This window comes from Alloscardovia theropitheci (genome assembly GCF_004332295.1).
Classification (GTDB): domain Bacteria; phylum Actinomycetota; class Actinomycetes; order Actinomycetales; family Bifidobacteriaceae; genus Alloscardovia; species Alloscardovia theropitheci.
Map to the genome: position 1 here is coordinate 12,248 of NZ_RXLP01000011.1, position 943 is coordinate 13,190.

General features: G+C 40.4%; 1 protein-coding gene and 1 pseudogene. Both read left to right on the forward strand.

What is annotated here, in order from left to right; all coding sequences use genetic code 11:
* Positions 1–34: 34 nt before the first annotated feature.
* Positions 35–511, forward strand: coding sequence for a DUF1310 family protein (locus tag EJ419_RS02455; RefSeq protein ID WP_131283343.1), 477 nt, complete (start codon positions 35–37; stop codon positions 509–511).
* Positions 504–943: pseudogene (locus EJ419_RS02460) on the forward strand (hypothetical protein); the annotation flags it as partial. The gene EJ419_RS02455 and the pseudogene EJ419_RS02460, both read left to right, overlap by 8 nt.

Consider the following 943-nt stretch of genomic DNA (forward strand, 5'->3'; position numbering starts at 1 on the left):
ATGATGTGAAGAAGATACCCGGGGGTGGTTTGTAATGGGTAGTGGTATGAATAAGCCTGGAGCGTTTGAAAAAGTGCGTCCGGTTTTGGTTGTGGTTATGAGCGTTGTTGTAGTGATACTAGTTGTAGTTGTGGGAGGGAAAATGGTTATAGAGTCTCAGTTGGAGAAGAAGCAGAAGAGTGATCAAGAGTATATGTATTCCGTGGTCACAGGTAACGAGGGAAGAGCAGTTATCGAGAAGGATTTGAAAGAGGCAGATAAAGCTGCCTTCACTACTAATGGGCGTATTAAATCATTTAAGATTCTTACGGATACTATAAAGCACAATCCAATGGGTGGAATCATGGTCGATATTGAGCTCAATGATGATCCTGAAATGACCCTCAGCTTGATTTTTGATAAAGATAATAATGAACAGAAATTGTCAGTAAGTTCTCAGGGAATGTCCCATAAAACTTATCTACTGTATAAAGAGTTAGGAGCAATTTCTGAGGTGGTTTACGATGACTAGAACTTTCACTGAACATGAAAGGCAGAAGATTGCTGAGCTAGAATACAAAGACTATACCGAATTAGATGCTAAACGACATGCAGATATAACATTTAGCATGGGGAATCATCAACGACATTTGGGTACTTTGGATCAGGTGGTGGATGATAAGTCTACGGGTTTGAAGATGTATGTGGTTAAAACAGATGATAAGCATTACACGGTGTTGTATCAGGGGTCGACGGATTTTAATAAAGAGGGTGGCAAGCAGGATTGGCTTGAAAATGATGCTCCAATGGCGGGTGCTATTTTATCTAAAACTAAGATGGCAACTCCTCAATTGAAAAAGGCTGCTTCAGTGCTTCAAGAGGTGATGGATAAACATAAGGGAGCATCGTTTGATGTATATGGGCATTCGTTAGGATCGATGTGTGCTCAGTATGCTATTACGAA

Bases quoted from the DNA above. Each gene is read 5' to 3' on its own strand.
- EJ419_RS02455 (WP_131283343.1), top strand. From the start codon at position 35: ATGGGTAGTGGTATGAATAAGCCTGGAGCGTTTGAAAAAGTGCGTCCG.